Source organism: Ruegeria sp. CDSB117 (assembly GCF_059611005.1).
The window spans coordinates 93,664-111,322 of the sequence record NZ_JBXWOS010000015.1 but is presented as its reverse complement, the minus strand read 5'-3'; the positions used below and the strand labels follow the sequence as shown (position 1 = coordinate 111,322).

Here is a 17,659-nt window from a genome sequence, read left to right as displayed (position 1 = left end):
TTCGCTTTGCTCGCTTGTTCTTAGACATGCGCCAAAGCGGATGATGTTCAGATACGCCCGCGACCCGAGGTCTGCTATAGGCCTCAAGTTAGATTGAGAATTGTGACATGTTCGGGCTGTCGAGGGTTGCTATTTCAACTGATCCAGCAGCGCCTTTGCGGCGGCTTGTTCCGCCTGACGTTTCGACCCTGCCGTTGCCTGCGCTTCGGTTCCGTCCTGCAACCTAGCCGCAATCGTAAACACCGGTGCGTGGTCGGGACCGCTGCGTTTGACTTCGATGTAAGCGGGCGGTTTTTGCCCACGCGCCTGCGCCCATTCCTGCAGCGATGTTTTGGCGTCCCGCGCATCCGCTTCAACGTTGTGGACGCGATCCCCCCACAGTCGCAGAATGACGTCGCGCGCAGCCTCGAAACCGGCATCGCGATAGATTGCGGCGATTACAGCCTCCATCGCATCACCCAGCAAGGCCTGTTTACGGCGCCCTCCTGACAGCATCTCGGACCGGCCCAGTTTCAGCACCACGCCAAGATCGATTTGCCGGGCCACATCAGCGCAGGCCTCTTTGCGGACCAACGCGTTGAACCGAGGGGCCAACTGCCCTTCGGATGCTCTCTTGTCGGCCTCCAGCAGGGCGGTTGCCATGACAAGACCCAGAACCCGATCGCCCAGAAACTCCAACCGCTGATTGTCGGGTCGTGTCGAGGACGAGACCGATCCATGGGTCAGTGCGCGCACCAGCAGTTCAGGGTTCGAGAATTCGTACCCCAGACGCTGCTGGAAACCCTTTATCTCGGTCGAAAGCTTCAATTGACCGCCTTGAAGAAGCGATCCCCGCGCCATGTCCAGAAGAACAGCATCGACCGGCCAGCGGATGAGAAGAGGATGCGATCAGCCCGCCCGATCAGGTCTTCGTAAGGCACATAGCCTACGCCACCTGCGGATTGCGGCACGCGGCTGTCGCTGGAGTTGTCGCGGTTGTCCCCCATGAAAAAGTAATGCCCTTCGGGAACCGTGTAGATGCCGGTATTGTCAGCCGCCTGATTGCCGATGTTCAGCACTTCGTACGACACACCGTTTGGCAGTGTTTCGATCATACGCGATTTTTCGCAGACACCGCCAAAGCCGACAGGACCGTTTTCGCAGCGTGGGCGCAAACCTTGCGAGCCTTGTGGTTCGGCGACTTCGGTGAACACGCCATCAGGTTCTTGTTGTACGGCTGTGCCGTTCAGAATGACTTGACCGTCCCGCACTTGAATACGGTCCCCGGGCAGACCGATCAGACGTTTGATATAGTCGCGGCCACTGACCGGGTGGCGGAAAACAATGACGTCACCGCGTTCGGGGTCACCACCCCAGATACGGGTGTTGTCATCGCTTTGCATCCAGCCGCAGAGATCTTCGGCGTCAACATTCAGGCCGACGCTGGGAATGATCAGGCTGGGGCAGGACGCGTAGGAATAACCGTAAGACATTTTGTTGACGAACAGGAAATCCCCGATCAACAAGGTGGGTTTCATCGAGCCCGACGGAATCCAGAACGGCTGGAACAGGATGGTGCGGAACACGCCCGCAATCAGCAAGGCATAGACGATGGTCTTGATCGTCTCCCACACGGCGTTACCTGTTTTGGCTTCCTCGGCCATACTGCTCTCCGGTCGTTTATTCGTTGGGGTGCTACATGCGGGTCGGTTGGGGGCAAGTCAAGGCTGCGCAGGCGCATCGTGAAGCGGACGCGCCTCGATCACCACGAATGCCTGTGCCCAAGGGTGATCGTCGGTCAGGGTGACGTGGATAATCGCCTCATACCCTTCGGGCGTCATCTCTTTCAGCCGATCTGCCGCCCACCCCGTGACATGCATCACAGGCTGACCCGAGCGCAGATTGGTCACCGACATGTCCTTCCAGGCGATGCCCATGGCCAGACCGGTGCCCAGCGCCTTGGAGCAAGCCTCTTTCGCGGCCCAGCGTTTGGCGTATGTTCCCGCAACATCAGCGCGACGTTCCGCTTTGCTCTGTTCGATTTCGGTGAAGACACGATTGCGGAATCGATCTCCGAACCGGTCCAATGTGCCCTGAATGCGGTCGATATTTGCAAGATCTGTGCCGATGCCGAGTATCATGACAGCCGCACAGTCAAAATCTTGTAACTCGCGACCCCAAAGAACCCGGCAAAGGCGAAGTCGAACCACCGGCGAGCGCGGCGGTAGGCCTGCACCATACGCTCGGAGGAAAAGAGGAAGGCGTAGCCGATGAAGATCAACAACGATCCTGCGTAAAGCATGGCGAAATAGCCCAGCAACATCGAAAGGCTGGCATCATTCGGGGCGACGATGGCATAGATCGAGCCCCAGCTCAGGATCGCCTTGGGGTTGGTCAGGTGGATAGCTGCGCCCTTTGCAAAGATTGTGCTTAGTGAGCCGGTCACCGGGTTGCCGATAGCAACCTCATCAGACGTCAGTGCTCGGCGCAGCGCTTTGAACGCCAACCAACCCAGATAGGCCACACCAACATAGCGGATGACCTCGAACACCCAGACATTGGCCAGCATGATCGCCGATAAACCCAGCGCGGCGGCGATGCCCCAAGCGGCAGAACCAGCGCAAATACCCAACGCAAACACCAGGCCAGCGCGGCGACCTTCGTTCATTGCCGTTCCAGCAATCCCCATTGTTGCAGGCCCAGGAGAACCGCCGGCCATCAGCCAGGCAAACCAGATGACAACAAATCCGGGCGTGATCATCCGCGCGCCTCATCCATTAGACGCCGCATCTCGGCCATGGCAGGCGTGAGGCCGCGAAAGATGGCCTCGCCAATAAGGAAGTGGCCGATATTCAGCTCGCGCACTTCGGGGAATGCCGCGATCGGTTGCACGGTGTCATAGGTCAGGCCGTGACCCGCGTGGACCTCAAGGCCCAGTGCGTGGGCAAAAGCGGACATTTCGCGCAGGGCTTCCAACTCACTGTTGGCTTTGTCGTCATGGCTTTCGGCCATGGCATCGCAATATGCACCGGTGTGCAGCTCGATCACTTCGGCGCCGATACGGTGCGCGGCCTCGATCTGGCGCTGATCAGCAGCGATAAAGATCGACACACGACACCCGGCATCACGCAGCGGCGCGATAAAATGAGCCAGCTTGTTTTCCTCGCGCGCGACTTCCAGCCCGCCTTCGGTGGTGCGTTCTTCGCGCTTTTCAGGGACGATGCAAACAGCATGCGGCTTATGGCGCAAGGCAATTTTCTGCATCTCGGGCGTCGCGGCCATCTCAAAGTTCAACGGCACCGACAGGACCTCCATTAGGCCGTCGATATCGGCGTCCGAGATATGGCGGCGGTCTTCGCGCAGATGCGCGGTGATCCCGTCAGCCCCGGCCTCTTCTGCCAGCTTGGCAGCACGCAGCGGATCAGGATAGGCCCCGCCCCGCGCGTTACGCACTGTGGCCACGTGGTCGATATTTACGCCAAGACGCAGGTGGTTGTCAGACATCGCTCGAATCCTTCTTAAGGCCCTGGTCTGAACCTAGGGCATTCATCAGTGGAACGGCAGACTTTGTTTCGGCCAAGCGTTTGATTTCGTCAAACTTTGCCTTGATCTTGTCGCGACGGCGTTGCTGATAGGTGCGGATCAGCGGCAAACTGAGATAGGAGCAGATTACACCCGCCAGAATGCCCGGAAGAACGCCGCCAATCATGTAGGGAAAGAACACCTCGTTATAGAAGATGCTGAGCCCATGCCAGTCCGCGACATGATCGGTGAACATGGCAATAAAGTTGTTCTTCAGATCACCCATTGCATCTGTGAACTTGCCCATCAGACCATGCGTGTCGCCTTTGTGGAATTTGGTCCCCAGCAGGAAATGCCCGGTCTGCAGGCAAACCACGCCGATTGGCACATAGGTGAGTGGATTGCCAAAGAATGTTCCACTCAAAGCGGCCAGAATATTGCCGTTCAGCAGGCGCGCCACCACAGCAGCGACCAGAAAATGCAATCCGTAGAACGGAGTGAATGAGGCGAAGACGCCCGCCCCGATGCCACGCGCAATGCGCTCGGGCGAGTCCGGCAGCCTACGAACACGATGCTTGACGTAGTGAAAGGCCCGCGTCCATCCACCACGGGGATAGACGAATTCAGACGCGATCTGGACAGGCGAGCGTCGGTCTCGGCGCTTAAATACCACTCCTGATCACCCCTTCTCAGCCAGCCGCTACTGCGGTTTTGGTCCTGTCCCGAAAGCGTTCGACCGCGGCTACATCGCTTTCGGCCTCAAGCATCAGCATCAGCGAATGCAACTGTTCCAGGTCACGCAATTCGACACTGACCAAAAGGCGGTAAAAATCGGGTTTGCGGTCGACGAATTCGAGGTTCGAGATATTGGCCTTTTTCTCGCCGATCAACGTGCAAATGCGTCCCAGAACACCGGCATCGTTACCAATGGTCATATCCAGCGTCGCACCATAGACAGCCGGGTGCGTTCCCGAGTGCCAGTGCAAATCGACCCAACGATCGGGCTCACTTTCGAACTCGGACAGGCGGTCGCAGTCGATGGCATGCACGACAACACCTTTACCACGATAGGTTATGCCGACGATGCGTTCGCCCGGCAAAGGCTGGCAACAGGGGGCGCGGTCGAATTTTTGGCCGGGCTCAAGGCCGATCACCGCGCGGCGCGGGGAAATGGCATCCCCCTCATCCTGGGTCAGTTCAGGGTACACGGCACTGACCACATCATGCGCCGTCAGCTCGGCGCTGCCAAGACGGGCCAGCAATTCGTGCCGGTCTTTCAGGCGCAGGTGTTTTGCGGCTGTATCCAAGGCCTTCTCTGTGGCCTTTCGACCGACGTGTTCAAAACCAGAACGCGCAAGTTCCTTGCCCAGCTTGATGAACCGCTCGCGGTCGACCTCACGCAGCGCCCGCCGAATGGCGGTGCGGGCCTTGCCTGTCACTGCAATCTCAAGCCACGTAACTTGGGGCGTCTGGCCGTCAGCGGTGATCACATCCACCGACTGACCGTTCTTGATCCGTGTCCACAATGGCACGCGAATGCCGTCCACCTTGGCGCCAACGCAGGCATGTCCAATGCGGGTGTGGATGGCATAGGCGAAATCAATCGGCGTAGCCCCGCGCGGTAGCTTGACCACGTCACCTTTGGGCGTGAAGCAAAACACCTGGTCCGAGTACATTTCCAGTTTGACCGCTTCGAGGAAATCTTCGTGATCTTCCTCACTGTCGAACTGTTCAGTAAGGTTCGCAATCCACTTGGCCGGATCAACGGCAAAAGGGTTTTCCGAGCGGACACCGTCGCGGTACGACCAATGCGCCGCAACGCCGGTTTCTGCCACATCATGCATCTGACGGGTGCGGATCTGAACCTCGACCCGTTTCCCGTCGCGCCCCGAAACTGTAGTGTGGATCGAGCGATAGCCGTTTGATTTCGGCTGACTGATGTAATCCTTGAACCGTCCCGGCACCGCGCGCCAGCGCTGGTGAATGGCACCCAGCGTGCGATAACAATCTTCCTCGGACCGGGTGATGATGCGGAAACCATATATGTCGGACAAGCGCGAAAAGCCCTGATCCTTTTCCTGCATCTTGCGCCAGATTGAATAGGGTTTTTTGGCACGCCCAAACACTTCGGCCTCGATGCCCGCCTTCTCCAGCTCGTGCCGCATGTCGCCAGTGATCCGGTGGATCACGTCGCCGGTTTCGCGCTGCAAGGTGATAAAGCGGCGAATGATCGACTGGCGGCCTTCGGAATTCAGAACGCGGAAAGCAAGATCCTCAAGCTCTTCGCGCATCCACTGCATACCCATGCGACCTGCGAGCGGCGCATAAATATCCATCGTCTCGCGTGCCTTCTGCACCTGCTTTTCCGGGCGCATTGCCTTGATCGTGCGCATGTTGTGCAGACGGTCAGCGAGCTTGACCAGAATAACCCGCAGATCCTTGGACATGGCCATGAACAGCTTACGGAAGTTCTCGGCCTGTTTGGTTTCGCGGCTGGACAGTTGCAGGTTGGTCAGTTTGGTGACGCCGTCGACCAGCTTGGCAACCTCTTCCCCGAACAGTTCGGACACTTTGCCATAATTGGCTTTGGTGTCTTCGATCGTGTCATGCAGCAACGCTGTAATGATCGTCGCATCATCCAGGCGCTGTTCGGTCAGGATGGCGGCCACGGCAACGGGATGTGTGAAATAGGGTTCGCCTGAATGGCGGAACTGACCGTCATGCATCTGCTTTCCGAACTCATAGGCCCGGGCGATGCGGTCAGCATTTGTCTTGGGGTTGTAGTTGCGGACCAGCGCAATCAGGTCGTCTGCAGAAATCATCCGGTCCGCACCTTCATCTTTGGGGCTTACCCCTGGCCTTGAGCCTCCATCAGAGCGCGCAGCAGCTTCTCTTCCGACATATCGTCATCGGCCGGTTTGTCCGATTCCGCACCCATCAGCAGAGCCATCTGATCTTCTTCCGGCTCATCGACCTCAATCTGGGTCTGGTTGGCCTCGATCAGGCGCTCGCGCAGTTCATCCGCGCTTTGGGTTTCGTCCGCAATCTCGCGCAGCGACACGACGGGATTCTTGTCATTGTCACGGTCGACGGTGATCGGGCCGCCGGCAGAAATCTCGCGCGCACGATGGGCGGCAAGCATCACCAGTTCAAACCGGTTAGGAACCTTGTCTACGCAATCTTCAACCGTCACGCGGGCCATGGGGCGCTCTCCGTTACTGAATCCATGTCAGGAAGAGGTTTATCTAAGGGCGAATCCCCGCCTTGACAAGCAAGAAATGCTGCAAATGCACCGTTCACACAGCCGTGACTGCCGCAATATCCGACGCGGGCAGGTCTGCCAGCATTTCGGTTACCGTCCGGCCCAGCACCGGATGCCGCCAATCCGGGGCGACGTCCGCCATCGGAACAAGGACGAAAGCACGATCCTGCAGGCGCGGATGTGGAATAATCAGCCGGTCCGGCGCCTTTTGCGTCTGCTCCTGTGCCGGCAGGGTCAGCCAGCTGTCAAATTCGGTGCGATCTGGCAGAACCAGATCATCATAGCAGACCAGATCCAGATCCAGCGTTCGCATACCCCATCGCTGCACCCTTTCGCGCCCAAACTGATGCTCAATCTGGTGAAGCAGGTGCAACAAATCGGTCGGTGTCCTGTCCGTTTCGATCAAAGCAGCCGCATTGACGTAGTCAGGCCCGGCACCTGCCGGGAAGCACGGGGTCTCAAAAAAACGGCTGACGGCACGAATCACCACCCCATGACGCAAGATCGCGTCAAGGGCGCTTTGAAGTGTCACCTTGGGGCCAATACCTCTCAATTTGAGATTTGCGCCCAGCGCGATAACCGCTTTTGACATAGATTTGTACGTTCCATTCACTATATTCGGCGAATTGCATACTTGCGATACGACCGAAATGGCCTAATTATAGAAGATCAGCGCGCCGCCTATTTTTCAAACACCCACTCACGTAACACCACGGCGCTCTGTATTGTACCGGAAGGACCTATTTATGTTCTATAAAGACGAACGGCTAGCGCTGTTCATCGACGGCTCGAATCTTTATGCAGCCGCCAAAGCACTGGGGTTTGACATCGACTACAAATTGCTGCGCCAGGAGTTTATGCGCCGCGGCAAGATGCTTCGGGCTTTTTACTATACGGCGCTATTGGAAAACGACGAGTATTCCCCGATCCGCCCCTTGGTTGACTGGCTGCATTACAACGGCTTCACCATGGTGACAAAACCGGCGAAGGAATACACCGACAGCATGGGGCGTCGGAAAGTCAAAGGTAACATGGATATCGAACTGACAGTCGACGCCATGGAACTGGCACCGCGGGTCGATCATATTGTGCTGTTTTCGGGCGATGGGGATTTTCGCCCGCTGATTGCCAGCTTGCAACGTCAGGGCGTGCGCGTTTCGGTGGTTTCGACCATCCGCAGCCAGCCGCCGATGATCTCGGACGAGCTGCGCCGCCAGGCTGACAACTTCATCGAACTTGAAGACCTGCGCGACGTGATCGGGCGGCCTCCGCGTGAAATGCCCATGGAGCCACGCAGCGTTGCTGCAGGTGGACAGTAAGACCGGGCCACTCACCAAACCCGGGGGAAGAAATTAGCGCGGTCAGGCTGTACCAACCTGACCGCGCTTCTTTAACTAAAAGCAGGTACTGAAACACCTGCTGGCTAGCAGTGATTCATGTCATATCAATGACAATGTCCTGTCTGGACCATAGCCGGGAAAAGACTTACCTGTGGCCTATGGAGACCAAGACATGACCAAGCCGCCCCTTACCCTATACCTCGCCGCGCCGCGCGGGTTCTGCGCCGGTGTCGACCGGGCGATCAAGATCGTTGAAATGGCGCTGCAGAAATGGGGTGCTCCGGTGTATGTGCGGCATGAAATTGTGCACAACAAATTCGTCGTAGATGGTCTGCGCGCCAAGGGGGCCGTTTTTGTCGAAGAGCTGGACGAGTGTCCTAACGACCGACCCGTTATTTTTTCAGCGCATGGCGTACCGAAATCCGTTCCCGCGTCCGCGGCCCAGCGCGAGATGATCTATGTCGATGCCACCTGCCCGCTGGTCTCCAAGGTTCATGTCGAGGCTCAGCGCCATGCTGAAGCCGGATTGCAGATGATCATGATCGGCCACAAGGGCCATCCGGAAACCATCGGCACCATGGGCCAGTTGCCCGACGGCGAAGTGCTGCTGGTTGAAACCGTCGATGACGTGGCCTCGGTTCAGGTACGCAATCCGGAAAAGCTGGCATTTGTCACCCAGACGACGCTTTCGGTGGATGACACCAAGGATATTATCGCAGCCCTCCAAGTCCGGTTCCCGGCCATCGTTGGCCCACATAAGGAAGACATCTGCTACGCCACCACCAACCGGCAAGAGGCCGTCAAAGCCGTGGCTCCAAAATCGGATGCTTTGCTTGTTGTTGGCGCGCCGAACTCTTCGAACTCACGCCGACTGGTCGAGGTTGCGGCCCGCGCCGGGTGCAACTATGCGCAATTGGTGCAGCGCGCCCACGATATCGACTGGCGGGCGCTGGAAGGCATCTCAACCATCGCCATTACCGCAGGCGCGTCAGCACCCGAAGTGCTGGTGAATGAGGTGATTGACGCTTTCGACACCCACTATGACGTGACGGTTGAACTGGTCGAAACCGCCGTCGAAAATGTCGAATTCAAAGTGCCCCGCGTCCTGAGGCAAACCGCATGAGAGGCGTCCCCAGGGCGCCGTTGGTTCTGGCGCTGGCGGGGTTGATCCCGTTCATTTGGGGCGCGCTGACCTCCTTGAACGGCGATTTGCAGGATTGGGGCAGGCAAGAGCTTGGGTCGCGGTTCGTCGGACCGTATATTCAACTGTTCTACGGCTCGGTGATCTTAAGTTTTATGTCCGGTGTTCTGTGGGGGTTCGCCACCAAGACCTCGGGCGGCAAGGCAGCGACATGTTATATACTGTCAGTCTTTCCGGCACTTTGGGCGTTTTTCATGACCGGCGGTGGACCTGTTGAGGCGGGCATCAACTTGATGTACGGCTTCGCCGGTTTGCTGATGCTGGACGCGATATTTGCATATTGGCGACTGACCCCAACATGGTGGCTGAGGCTGCGCGTTCTGCTGACAGCCATCGTCCTGATATGCCTTGCCGTAGGAGTTTACCTGTGACCGACCGCAAGACAATTGACGCCTACACCACACGTGTTGCCGAGTACCTGAGCGTCCCATTGCCGCCCGAACAGATCGAGGCCCGCATGGCCTTTGCCGAAGCGGTTGCGCCGGGCGGCTATGTGCTTGACCTCGGCTCAGGCCCCGGTGCGGACAGTATGTTCTTCATGCGTGAGGGGCTGCGGGTTCGGGCATTGGATGCGACGCCGGCCTTCGTGGAACACGCCCGCGAAAATGACGTAGATGCGCATGTCGGTACATTTGACGATGTGACCGAAACGGCCACGTTTGACGGCATCTATGCCAGCTTTTCGCTGCTGCATGCGCCGCGCAAGGATTTCCCGCGCCATTTGGCGGCCATCCACCGGGCACTCAAGCCTGAGAGTATCTTTTTCCTTGGTCTGAAACTGGGAGCCGGTGAACACCGCGACGACATTGATCGTTATTACACCTATTTCTCACAGACCGAGATCGAAGAGGCTCTGGCGAAGGCGGGGTTCACAATTGACCGGATCACAACTGGCGTGGGCAAAGGCCTGGCTGGATCTTATGACGGTTTTATTCTGGTGATCGCCCATGCCTGAGTTGTTTGCCTATACCGATGGTGCCTGTTCGGGCAATCCTGGTCCCGGGGGCTGGGGTGTGTTGATGCGCGCAATGGATGGCGAGAAAGTCCTGAAAGAACGCGAGCTGAACGGCGGCGAAGCTGAGACCACCAACAATCGCATGGAATTGCTGGCCGCGATCAGCGCGCTGGAAACGCTGGAACGGACCTCGAAGATCACTGTGGTGACCGACAGCGCCTATGTAAAAAATGGTGTGACCGGCTGGATTTTCGGCTGGAAACGCAACGGCTGGAAGACCTCGAATAAGAAACCAGTCAAGAATGTCGATCTGTGGCAGCGACTGGACGAGGCGCAGGCGCGCCATGACGTGACCTGGGAATGGGTCAAGGGCCATGCAGGCCATCCTGAAAACGAAAAAGCCGACGAGCTGGCCCGCGCGGGCATGGCCCCGTTCAAACCCAAAAAGGCGCAAACGTGAGCGGTCTTGCACTGCTCGATTATGCCTCAGTTCTGGTTTTTGCCCTGACGGGTGCATTGGTGGCCAGCCGGGCACAGCTGGATTTGGTGGGTTTTGCCTTTATGGCCTGCCTGACTGCTGTGGGCGGCGGAACCGTCCGCGACCTGCTGTTGGACCGGCACCCGGTGTTCTGGGTCGGTCAACCGGACTATATCCTGATCGCCACAGCGGCAGCTGTGGTGGTGTTTTTCACCGCCCATTTGGTGGAAAGCCGATACAACTTGCTGGTCTGGCTGGACAGTTTCGCTCTGTCGATTGCCGCGGCAGCAGGTGCTGGCGCAGCCTTGTCGCTGAACCAATCCGGTGTCATCGTTGTGTTGATGGGCGTCACAACTGGCTGCCTTGGCGGCCTGATGCGGGACGTCGTCTGCAACGAAGTGCCACTGGTTCTGAAACAGGGTGAGCTCTACGTCTCTTGCGCGTTTGCCGGGGCTTTTGCCGCTGTGATCGCGACCCGACTTGGTTTCGACGAGCTGGCCACACTGGCCGCATGTGCGTTGATCTGCTGGTCATTGCGGGCGGGATCATTGGTGTTTGGCTGGCGGCTTCCGGTTTACAAGGCGCGCCCGCCGCGGCAATAAATGGGTGCAAAATGTTCGATCTGCATTTCCTGTGCCACAGAAGTGAGAACTGAAATGAAATTCACTTTCCCCGTTTTTGTCGCCTCACTGGCTCTTCTGGGTGCGTGTGCAGAGCGATACGACGCGGTCAGCTTCGTTGTACAGGGCGACGAAATCGTTGCTTCGGGGGCTATTGATCACACGACACTCAGCGCTTTTGAAGAAATCACTGCGGCCAATCCCGAGATCAAGACACTTGTACTGCAGAACATCGAAGGCTCGGTCGATGATGATGCAAATGTCGTTTTCAGCCGCGTTGTTCGGGACGAAGGGTTCGATACTGTGGTGCCCTCAAACGGCTTGGTCGCCTCTGGTGGCACCGATCTGTTCCTGGCAGGCAATCGTCGCACTTTAGAACCTGGCGCATGTGTCGGGGTTCATAGCTGGGGCGGCGGCGGATATGTGGCTGCCAACCTGCCCGAAAACCACCCCGAGCACGATCGCTATCTCAACTACTTCAATGATATTGGTGTCGACCCGGCCTTTTATTGGTTCACGCTTGATGCAGCGTCCGAGGAAGACATGCACTGGATGTCAGCAGAGGAAGCCAATCGCTTCAATATGGCGACGCGCAATTCCAAATCGTTGGGATCAACAGTGATTTGCGACGAGCGGTAGCCCCGCTCAACGTCGTAGATAGGTCTGCCAGATCCAGATCACCAGCAGAGCGCCCAGAACCGCGCCTACAAATCCGGACAACCACCCTGCCACGGTGATCAAGGCCCGCAACAGAAATCCGCCAACCAGTGCACCAACGATGCCAATCAACATGGTTGTGGGGATGTTGGCCTCGATCCGCATTAAACGGGTGGCCAGGAACCCTGCGGCGGCTCCGATGACGATCAGGGCGATGACAGGCATGTCACTTCCTCCAATGGGTCGGCACGATGATCAGCGCGCCGACGGATGACACAATAGCGTTCAATCCCGGGGACCCAAATGCAAGGTTAAACCCGAACATCCTGCCAAACATGATCTGAGCAAAGAAAAACAGAAAGGCACCGCCGATACAAATGATGATAGATTGCAGATAGCCGTTTCGGGTAAACCCGGTTTTTTCCGCGAGGCTTCCAACGACGGCTGCGATCAACACCGTCCCCATCAAAGTCATGTACAAGTCTGTTATTCCTTCTAAATCCGACTTCCCTTGGCCACAGGCCAGCCCCGCAGAAAGGTTTCCTTATCCTGTGCGCCTTTGCCCGCCCGTTGCAGGCGCAACAGATCAACGGCACCCTCGCCGCAAGCTATTGTCAAGGCATCGTCCAGAGCTTCGCCGGGTACGCCCTGCCCCTCGGCCAGACGCGACGCCAGTAGTTTCACGCGGTCCCCGTCAATCTCGGTCCAGGCACCTGGGAACGGGGACAGACCGCGGATCTGCCGGTCCACCCCGGCTGCGGGCCGGGACCAGTCAATCCGTGCCTCTGATTTGTCGATCTTGGCGGCATAGGTCACACCAACTTCGGGCTGCGGCTCGGGCGTCAGATCCGGCAGGTCATGCAAAGCCTCAACGATCAGTTTGGAGCCCATTATCGACAGCCGGTCATGCAACTGGTCGGTGGTTTCCTCGATCCCGATATCGGTTGCTTCGCGCATAAGAACCGGGCCTGTGTCCAGACCGGCCTCCATCTGCATGATGCAGATACCGGTTTGCGCATCGCCGGACATGATGGCGCGATGGATCGGGGCCGCCCCGCGCCAGCGCGGCAACAGGCTGGCATGGATATTCAGACATCCCTGGGCAGGCGCGTCCAGAATGGGCTGCGGCAGGATCAGGCCATAAGCGACCACCACAGCCACATCTGCGTTCAGTGCAGCAAAGGCATCCTGTTCATCTGACGATTTTAGAGACACCGGATGGCGGACAGTCAGGCCTAACGCTTCGGCCCGTGCGTGAACCGGTGTCGGTCTGTCCTTTTTGCCCCGACCAGCCGGGCGCGGGGGCTGGCAATATACGGCGACGATATCATGCCCAGCTTCGACAAGCGTATCCAGAACCGGAACCGAAAAGTCAGGCGTACCCATGAATACAACACGCATCTCTACCCCAGCTTTTTGGCTTTGCGCAGCAGCATGTCCCGTTTGACTTTGCTGAGCCGGTCGAAATACATCTTCCCGTTCAGATGGTCGATCTGGTGCTGTACGCTTGTGGCTTCGATCCCGACAAAATCGCGGCGATCCACCATCCCCTGCTCATTCAGAAACTTGACCGTCACTGCGCGCGGGCGCTTCACCTTGGCCGAAACACCGGGCAGGTTCGGGCTGGCCTCATCATGTTCGCGCAATTCGATTGAGCTGTGCAGGATTTCCGGGTTGGCCAGACGCACAGCCTTACCGCGTTCAGCCGAGCCGTCCACCACAGCCAGGCGCAACATCACGCCGATCTGCGGCGCGGCAAGGCCAACACCGGGCATCGCTTCCATCGTGTCGATCATGTCGTCCCAGATGGCACGGATTTCATCGGTGATCTCGGCGACGTCCTCCGCCTTGGTGCGCAGGCGTTTATCGGGCCATGGCAGGCAGGTGCGAGCGGTCATGCGCGGGCCTGCTCGCGCTTTAGTTTCTGCATCTTCCGCGTGATCATCTGCCGTTTCAGCGGCTTGAGATAGTCGATGAACAGCTTGCCGTTCAAATGGTCGATCTCATGCTGAACACAGGTCGCCCACAGGCCGTCGAATGTTTCCTGTTGCAAGTTCCCATCCTGGTCAATCCACGTGACATCAACCACTTTGGGGCGCGTGACCTCGGCGAATTGCTCGGGGATCGACAGGCAACCTTCCTCGTAGACATTGGTCTCATCGGACGAGGCGATAACCTCGGGGTTGAACATGATCAGCGGACGCGGGGCTTCGCCCTCTTCCTTAATGCAGTCCAACACGATCAACCGATCCAGCACGCCGATCTGAGGCGCGGCCAGACCAACGCCAGGCGCGTCATACATCGTCTCCAGCATGTCGTCGGCCAGCTTGCGCAGCTCGTCGCTGATATCTGCCACAGGCGCGCAGACCTTTTTCAGGCGGGGGTCGGGATGGATCAGGATATTACGTTTCATGGGGTTGATTTAGGCCATCCCGCACTGCACCGCAACGCCCCCCTTGCACCCGCTGGAATTGTAGCTAGCTTTCGTCCGGACAGATGGAGCAGACATGACTTTCAACGACCTGATCGACCGCCGGGGAACCAACAGTTCAAAATGGGATAAGATGGAGCAAATCTACGGTGTGCCCCCGCAGGACGGGCTGGCCATGTGGACGGCAGATTCCGATTACCCAACAGCGCCTTGCGTAATTGATGCGGTTCGAAAAGCGGCTGACCATGGGGTCTTTGGGTATTCGTGGATTCACCCGGAATATCTGGCATCGATTCAGTGGTGGATGAAGAACCGCCATAGCTGGGACATCGACACCGATTGGGTGCTGACTTCACAGGGGTTAGGCAATGCGATCGCCCTGTCTCTGGATGTCTGGAGCGAACCCGGCGACGGCGTCGTCATCTTCAGCCCTGTCTACCATGAGTTTGCCCACAAGGTGAACAAATCGGGACGTCGCGTTGTCGAGTGCCCGCTAGTTCGCCAAGGCGAAACCTATGGCCTGGATCTGGACGACGCTCAGTCGCGTCTGGACGGGTCGGAAAAGCTGTTGCTGTGGTGCTCGCCGCAAAACCCCTCGGGCCGGGTGTGGACACCGGATGAACTGCGTGCCGTGGCCGCATTCGCCGATCGCAATGGGTTGATTTTGGTGTCGGATGAGATCCACCACGATCTGGTCTATCCCGGCAATACGTTTGTGCCAATGGATGTCGCCGCGCCGGATGCGCGGCCGTGGACCGTGACGCTGACCGCGGCGTCCAAGACATTTAACATCGCTGGTCAGCGAACCGGTAACATGATCATTCCGGACCCCAAACTGCGCGCGGCCATGCGGCACCGCATTCAGACGTTGGACTATGATCCCAGCGCTTTGGGCGTGGCGATGATAACTGCCGCCTATTCGCCCGAGGGTGCGGCATGGGTTGACCAACAGGTCGCGCATCTGGCGGGCAACTGTCAAGTCTTTGACGCAGCAATCGCCGAGATCCCTGGTCTGTGGTCCATGCCGTTGCAGGCTACTTATCTGGCTTGGGTAGAATTCTCAGGAACCGGCATGACCCATGAAGAGTTTGTACGCCGCCTGCGCGAAGATGCCAAAATCGCAACGTCCTCAGGCCCCGGTTTCGGCGCAGGGGGTGAGACCTTCGAACGGTTCAACCTGGCTACTCAGCGTGCGCGGGTCGAAGAGGCATGCGAACGGCTAAAGCGCGCATTTGCTGATTTGCAGTGAACGAGGCGGCCAACGGCAATGTCGTTGGCCTTGCCCTCAATCCTTGTGCCCAATTAACGCAATCGGCGCGTCCGGCGCGCGGTAGAAATCCAGCGGAGCCTTGTCGGCAGCGGCCGTGCTGCGCTTGAATTCGTATCGCATCTCGCCTGCTTCATCCTCATCCGCGATGATCAGACATTGGTACAGGTGGTTGGCGCCATCATAGATGTCGACGAGCCCGCGCAGTCGCGGCGTGGTTTCAGCTTCAACCGTAAAGCCATCTTTCCACAATCGAAGAATTTTATAGGAATTGTCGCCAATTTCGACACGCAGGCGGCTGGTTTTCTTCAAACCGGCGATTCGGGCCGCATCCAATTCGGCAGTAATTTCCTTTGAAACATACGTACTCATAAAAATTTCCCCCAACAGAGTACTCTATTGTGAGGCGCAAATTGTAAAAATCCAGTGAACCCGGTCACAGTCAGCGCCGAGAAATCAATTTGTTGCACAGAAATCCCAATCCAACTTGTGCGTGTGCGCAGGCAGATTGCGCGCGTCCTCGCATAGGAACGGCACTTGCGACCGCCTATGTTTGGCTAAATCGCTTTTCGGAGGGCATGAGATGGGCCTGTTGGTCGACGGTAAATGGCACGACACTTGGTATGACACCAAATCCACTGGCGGCGCGTTCAAACGCAGCGCCGCGCAGTTCCGCAACTGGCTGACTACAGACGGCAGCGCCGGGCCTTCGGGCAAGGGTGGTTTCAACGCTGAAACCGGGCGCTATCATCTTTATGTCAGCCATGCCTGCCCTTGGGCGCACCGCACTCTGATCTTCAGGGAACTGAAAGGTTTGAACAGGCACGTCTCAGTCTCGGTGGTGCATCCCGACATGCTGGACAAGGGCTGGACCTTTGAGACTGATGACGACGGGGCAACCGGAGACACACTTTATAACCTGAATTTTGCCCATCAGGTCTATACAAAGGCCGACCCAACATATTCGGGTCGTGTCACAGTGCCGATCCTGTGGGACAAGAAACAGCAGACGATCGTATCAAACGAAAGCTCGGAAATCATCCGCATGTTCAATTCGGCCTTTGACGGGATCACCGGAAATACCGATGATTACTGGCCCGAGACAATGCGGGATGAAATCGAAGAGGTGAACGCGCGCATCTATTCCAACGTCAACAACGGCGTCTACAAATCCGGCTTTGCCACCAGCCAACAGGCCTATGACGCCGCCGTGGATCCGCTGTTTGAAACACTGGACTGGCTGGAAGACCGTTTGACTTTAAACCGTTATCTGATGGGTGATCGCATGACCGAGGCTGACTGGCGGTTGTTCACGACGCTGATCCGGTTCGATCCCGTCTATCATCTGCATTTCAAATGCAATCGGCGGCGGCTGATCGATTATCCGAATCTTTGGGCTTATACGCGCGAGTTGTATCAATGGCCGGGCGTCGCTTCGACGGTGAACATGCATCACATCGTGCGCCACTATCACTATAGCCACGAAAGCATCAACCCGCATCGGATCATCCCGACCAACCCGGTTTTGGACTACATGGAACCGCACGGGCGCGGTCAGCGGCCCGCCGCGTAATGCTCGACCATCGCCGCCAGATCTTCTGGCGGCGTGCCGCTTTGCACATAAGCGCACGCGTTTGGGCTGTGTGCAAAGATCGATCCGTCTGAAAAAAAGGTGGTGTTGGTGACAAAGATCACCCGCGCCTCGGGGCGGCGATAGCTGGCGAAATCGGCCACTGCCAACGCACTGCCATTTTCCAGCACCAGATCCAGCACGATGATATCGAAATCCGTGCCGTACAGCGCAAGGATCGCAGCCTCTTGCCCGGCAACAAGCGTCACTTCGGCGCCTTGCCGTTCCAGATGTCTTTTCCAGACCCGACCAAGGTCGGGGTTACTCTCAACAATCAGTACATTCATTTGCAACAACCTCGGCACTTGGTAGAGTGT

25 protein-coding genes are annotated in these 17,659 nt (G+C 57.7%); 9 read left to right on the top strand and 16 right to left on the bottom strand.

The window, feature by feature from the left end; genetic code table 11:
• Window positions 1-129: 129 nt before the first annotated feature.
• From rnc to folK, 9 genes are all read right to left on the bottom strand, one after another.
• The gene (rnc, locus tag AC2FJC_RS16405) at window positions 130-807 is read right to left on the bottom strand and encodes a ribonuclease III (RefSeq protein WP_496740291.1); all 678 of its coding nucleotides are present in this window, start codon (window positions 805-807) and stop codon (window positions 130-132) included.
• Window positions 804-1,643 (bottom strand): signal peptidase I, encoded by an 840-nt coding sequence (lepB, locus tag AC2FJC_RS16400; protein WP_496740290.1) that lies wholly within the window; start codon window positions 1,641-1,643, stop codon window positions 804-806. The genes rnc and lepB overlap by 4 nt, the downstream gene beginning before the upstream one ends.
• 57 nt (window positions 1,644-1,700) lie before the next feature.
• The gene (gene acpS, locus AC2FJC_RS16395; protein WP_496740289.1) at window positions 1,701-2,120 is read right to left on the bottom strand and encodes a holo-ACP synthase; all 420 of its coding nucleotides are present in this window, start codon (window positions 2,118-2,120) and stop codon (window positions 1,701-1,703) included.
• Complete coding sequence (locus AC2FJC_RS16390; protein WP_496740288.1) at window positions 2,117-2,740, bottom strand: LysE family translocator; 624 nt, start codon at window positions 2,738-2,740, stop codon at window positions 2,117-2,119. The genes acpS and AC2FJC_RS16390 overlap by 4 nt, the downstream gene beginning before the upstream one ends.
• Window positions 2,737-3,483 (bottom strand): pyridoxine 5'-phosphate synthase, encoded by a 747-nt coding sequence (locus AC2FJC_RS16385; RefSeq protein WP_496740287.1) that lies wholly within the window; start codon window positions 3,481-3,483, stop codon window positions 2,737-2,739. Before AC2FJC_RS16385 ends, AC2FJC_RS16390 begins: the two co-directional genes overlap by 4 nt.
• Window positions 3,476-4,174, bottom strand: a complete 699-nt coding sequence (locus AC2FJC_RS16380) for a DUF2062 domain-containing protein (RefSeq protein ID WP_496740286.1) — start codon at window positions 4,172-4,174, stop codon at window positions 3,476-3,478. The genes AC2FJC_RS16385 and AC2FJC_RS16380 overlap by 8 nt, the downstream gene beginning before the upstream one ends.
• 16 nt (window positions 4,175-4,190) lie before the next feature.
• Entirely contained in the window at window positions 4,191-6,323 is a 2,133-nt protein-coding gene (locus AC2FJC_RS16375; RefSeq protein WP_496740285.1) for a RelA/SpoT family protein, read from the bottom strand.
• A gap of 26 nt (window positions 6,324-6,349) precedes the next feature.
• Window positions 6,350-6,703 carry a DNA-directed RNA polymerase subunit omega gene (gene rpoZ / locus AC2FJC_RS16370; protein ID WP_010437681.1) on the bottom strand — a complete coding sequence of 118 codons (354 nt, stop codon included), beginning with the start codon at window positions 6,701-6,703 and terminating at the stop codon, window positions 6,350-6,352.
• A gap of 94 nt (window positions 6,704-6,797) precedes the next feature.
• Window positions 6,798-7,355, bottom strand: a complete 558-nt coding sequence (gene folK / locus AC2FJC_RS16365; protein ID WP_496740284.1) for a 2-amino-4-hydroxy-6-hydroxymethyldihydropteridine diphosphokinase — start codon at window positions 7,353-7,355, stop codon at window positions 6,798-6,800.
• Between the two features lie 154 nt (window positions 7,356-7,509).
• On the opposite strand from folK, the gene AC2FJC_RS16360 reads away from it, so the two are divergent.
• The 7 genes from AC2FJC_RS16360 to AC2FJC_RS16330 all read left to right on the top strand — a co-directional run bounded on the left by AC2FJC_RS16360 (window position 7,510) and on the right by AC2FJC_RS16330 (window position 11,996).
• Window positions 7,510-8,082: a LabA-like NYN domain-containing protein gene (locus tag AC2FJC_RS16360; RefSeq protein ID WP_058278950.1), complete on the top strand. Its 573-nt coding sequence runs from the start codon at window positions 7,510-7,512 to the stop codon at window positions 8,080-8,082.
• Window positions 8,083-8,275: 193 nt separating this feature from the next.
• Window positions 8,276-9,226, top strand: a complete 951-nt coding sequence (ispH, locus tag AC2FJC_RS16355; protein ID WP_496723282.1) for a 4-hydroxy-3-methylbut-2-enyl diphosphate reductase — start codon at window positions 8,276-8,278, stop codon at window positions 9,224-9,226.
• Window positions 9,223-9,675, top strand: coding sequence for a DUF3429 domain-containing protein (locus AC2FJC_RS16350; RefSeq protein WP_496740283.1), 453 nt, complete (start codon window positions 9,223-9,225; stop codon window positions 9,673-9,675). Before ispH ends, AC2FJC_RS16350 begins: the two co-directional genes overlap by 4 nt.
• Complete coding sequence (locus AC2FJC_RS16345; RefSeq protein WP_496740282.1) at window positions 9,672-10,259, top strand: class I SAM-dependent methyltransferase; 588 nt, start codon at window positions 9,672-9,674, stop codon at window positions 10,257-10,259. Before AC2FJC_RS16350 ends, AC2FJC_RS16345 begins: the two co-directional genes overlap by 4 nt.
• Window positions 10,252-10,719 (top strand): ribonuclease HI, encoded by a 468-nt coding sequence (rnhA, locus tag AC2FJC_RS16340; RefSeq protein WP_496740281.1) that lies wholly within the window; start codon window positions 10,252-10,254, stop codon window positions 10,717-10,719. The genes AC2FJC_RS16345 and rnhA overlap by 8 nt, the downstream gene beginning before the upstream one ends.
• On the top strand, window positions 10,716-11,339 hold the full coding sequence (locus AC2FJC_RS16335) for a trimeric intracellular cation channel family protein (RefSeq protein WP_108861287.1): 624 nt from the start codon (window positions 10,716-10,718) through the stop codon (window positions 11,337-11,339). Before rnhA ends, AC2FJC_RS16335 begins: the two co-directional genes overlap by 4 nt.
• Window positions 11,340-11,393: 54 nt before the next feature.
• Window positions 11,394-11,996: a COG3904 family protein gene (locus AC2FJC_RS16330; RefSeq protein WP_496740280.1), complete on the top strand. Its 603-nt coding sequence runs from the start codon at window positions 11,394-11,396 to the stop codon at window positions 11,994-11,996.
• Window positions 11,997-12,002: 6 nt separating this feature from the next.
• On the opposite strand, the gene AC2FJC_RS16325 is transcribed toward AC2FJC_RS16330, so the two are convergent.
• The 5 genes from AC2FJC_RS16325 to def (AC2FJC_RS16305) are packed head-to-tail and all read right to left on the bottom strand — an operon-like array spanning window position 12,003 to window position 14,427.
• Complete coding sequence (locus AC2FJC_RS16325; protein WP_058273291.1) at window positions 12,003-12,239, bottom strand: GlsB/YeaQ/YmgE family stress response membrane protein; 237 nt, start codon at window positions 12,237-12,239, stop codon at window positions 12,003-12,005.
• A gap of 1 nt (window position 12,240) precedes the next feature.
• Entirely contained in the window at window positions 12,241-12,495 is a 255-nt protein-coding gene (locus AC2FJC_RS16320; protein ID WP_058278955.1) for a hypothetical protein, read from the bottom strand.
• A 14-nt stretch (window positions 12,496-12,509) separates the two neighbouring features.
• Complete coding sequence (gene fmt / locus AC2FJC_RS16315) at window positions 12,510-13,415, bottom strand: methionyl-tRNA formyltransferase (protein WP_496740279.1); 906 nt, start codon at window positions 13,413-13,415, stop codon at window positions 12,510-12,512.
• A 2-nt stretch (window positions 13,416-13,417) separates the two neighbouring features.
• On the bottom strand, window positions 13,418-13,912 hold the full coding sequence (gene def / locus AC2FJC_RS16310) for a peptide deformylase (protein ID WP_109312268.1): 495 nt from the start codon (window positions 13,910-13,912) through the stop codon (window positions 13,418-13,420).
• Window positions 13,909-14,427 carry a peptide deformylase gene (gene def, locus AC2FJC_RS16305; RefSeq protein ID WP_058278958.1) on the bottom strand — a complete coding sequence of 173 codons (519 nt, stop codon included), beginning with the start codon at window positions 14,425-14,427 and terminating at the stop codon, window positions 13,909-13,911. The genes def (AC2FJC_RS16310) and def (AC2FJC_RS16305) overlap by 4 nt, the downstream gene beginning before the upstream one ends.
• 94 nt (window positions 14,428-14,521) lie before the next feature.
• Between def (AC2FJC_RS16305) and AC2FJC_RS16300 the strand changes: the two genes are divergently transcribed.
• Window positions 14,522-15,694 (top strand): MalY/PatB family protein, encoded by a 1,173-nt coding sequence (locus tag AC2FJC_RS16300; protein WP_496740278.1) that lies wholly within the window; start codon window positions 14,522-14,524, stop codon window positions 15,692-15,694.
• A 36-nt stretch (window positions 15,695-15,730) separates the two neighbouring features.
• Here AC2FJC_RS16300 and AC2FJC_RS16295 read toward each other — a convergent pair whose 3' ends face one another.
• A complete protein-coding gene (locus AC2FJC_RS16295) occupies window positions 15,731-16,084 on the bottom strand; it encodes a hypothetical protein (protein ID WP_496740277.1) in 354 nt (117 codons plus the stop codon).
• A 211-nt stretch (window positions 16,085-16,295) separates the two neighbouring features.
• Between AC2FJC_RS16295 and AC2FJC_RS16290 the strand changes: the two genes are divergently transcribed.
• Window positions 16,296-17,285 carry a glutathione S-transferase family protein gene (locus AC2FJC_RS16290; protein ID WP_496740276.1) on the top strand — a complete coding sequence of 330 codons (990 nt, stop codon included), beginning with the start codon at window positions 16,296-16,298 and terminating at the stop codon, window positions 17,283-17,285.
• Here the strand turns inward: AC2FJC_RS16290 and AC2FJC_RS16285 are convergent.
• Window positions 17,267-17,629, bottom strand: coding sequence for a response regulator transcription factor (locus tag AC2FJC_RS16285; protein ID WP_108861296.1), 363 nt, complete (start codon window positions 17,627-17,629; stop codon window positions 17,267-17,269). The two genes, AC2FJC_RS16290 and AC2FJC_RS16285, sit on opposite strands and share 19 nt — an antisense overlap.
• Window positions 17,630-17,659 lie beyond the last annotated feature (30 nt).